This window comes from Jatrophihabitans lederbergiae (assembly GCF_031845305.1).
Lineage (GTDB): Bacteria > Actinomycetota > Actinomycetes > Mycobacteriales > Jatrophihabitantaceae > Jatrophihabitans_A > Jatrophihabitans_A lederbergiae.
This window is the reverse complement of sequence record NZ_JAVREH010000145.1, coordinates 1-1,746: the sequence shown is the minus strand read 5'-3', so window position 1 is coordinate 1,746 and position 1,746 is coordinate 1. Positions and strand designations below refer to the sequence as shown.

The 1,746-nt window shown below is 65.6% G+C and carries 1 protein-coding gene; it reads right to left on the bottom strand.

Annotation, left to right across the window (positions count from 1 at the left end):
• Nucleotides 1-105: 105 nt before the first annotated feature.
• A partial coding sequence (locus RM423_RS24580; RefSeq protein WP_311425668.1) for a transposase occupies nt 106-1,746 on the bottom strand: 1,641 nt, incomplete at its 5' end.

Below are 1,746 nucleotides of genomic sequence, written 5' to 3'. Positions count from 1 at the left end.
GAGGCTGTCGCGGAATCGGTGCAGTCCGGTGACGCCGGATGGCGCCGGTCGACCAAACGTGTGGGATGGCTAGCTGAAAGTGTCAGACTCGGCCGTGCAGCTTGCTCAGATCGCTGCGGCGCGGTGGACTTTCAGGAGGTTGAAGGCGCTGGCTGCAAGGTGGAGTTCGCTTCGGGCGCTGTCGAGGCCGCGGCGGGAGAACCGGTCGAGGATCTTCTTGAGGTTGCCGATGCCGGGTTCGACGGTCGCGCCGCGGCGTTTGTAGAGCGCTGATCCTTCGACTGTCCGCAGCCGGTGGTCCATGGCCTGCCGTGGGGTGGCACCGGTCGGTGGCGGCCCGGTTCTAGGTTCATCCCGGGCGGCCCTGGTTTGGTTTCTGTTTTTGTTCAGCGCGATCAGCCGATCGGGCCCGGGCGCTGCGAGGTTGGCCTCGCTGCAGTACCCGGCATCAGCCAGGACAACGCCGATCACATGCTCGTCCGATCCGGTCCGTGCGTGCAGGGCATCGGCGGCTTCGATGCTGGCCTGCATCATCGGCACCAGCGATGCGATGTCGTTCGAGCTTTGCCCGAGGGCAACCGCCACGATCAGCTGATCTGAGGTGACAGCGAGTTGAGCGTTATAACCTTGGAGGAAACCCTTGCGGGTCGGCATCAGCCGAGACTCTGGATCGGTGATGTTGGCGACCGTCTTGGGCAGGGTGTTCTTGGATGGGGTTGCGGCTGCCGATGCTTGCTCTGCCTCGAGCGCGGCCTGGACGACAAGGCGGGTGCGGATGATCCGCGACGAGCGCTCCATCGGGACCGGTGGCTGGCCCATCGGCTTCTTCCCTGCCCCGATCAGCGCGGCCCGCCGATCGAGTTTGGCCTGATGCATTGCGATCTCTCGCGCTAGATGAGCCTGAGCTTCGGCCAGTCGGTGTGGGCCGGCCGGGATCCGCCCGCGGACTGGTTGGCCTGCTTCAGATCTATCCCGGCGTGTCTTGGCCGCGGCCGTCTTCTCGTCCTGCTCCTGCTGTTCGCGCCGCATCTGCGCGCTGACTTGCGCGGCTGCTTGCCGGATCCGCTGCGCCCGCCCGCCGCGCTCATCCAGGCTCGCCGGGACCCGGTCACCGTCGACCCGCTCACGGCCATCGGCTTCGGCGGCATCGGCGTGCTCTGCTTCGCTCACCATCGCGCTCACCTGTTCGCCCAGCCAGTCGCCCAGCCAGTCGCCTCCCCGGTTGGCATCGATCGAGGCGTTCGCGCAGATCTTGGTCCCGTCGATAGCGACCGTTCCGAATTTGCCCAGGCCTGCCTGGGCGGCGATCAGCAACACCTGCCGGAACAAACTCGTGAACGCGTCCTGACAGTCAGCCCGAAACCGCGCGATCGTGCAGTGATCGGGCACGTCTTGGGCGCACAGGACCCGGTAAGCGACATCGGTGACACACAGCCGCTCGATCTGGCGCGAGGACCGGACACCGCGACAATATGCATATACGAGCAGGCCTAAAAGCATTCTCGGGTCATAGCCCGCAGCACCGACACCGCCGCGGCGGCCTCGGTCGAACTCGCCGGTATCGAGGACCTCGATGGTGTCCAGCAGAAACCACACGAGGTGATCGGCGGGCAGCCACTCCCGCATGTTCGGCGGTAGCAGGAACCCCTGGTCACGCCGCAGCGGACGATACCCCTTCGCCATAAACCAATTCTCCCAAACCGCTGCTGGAAACCGGCATGGCGACACGCATACTGCAACAGCCTC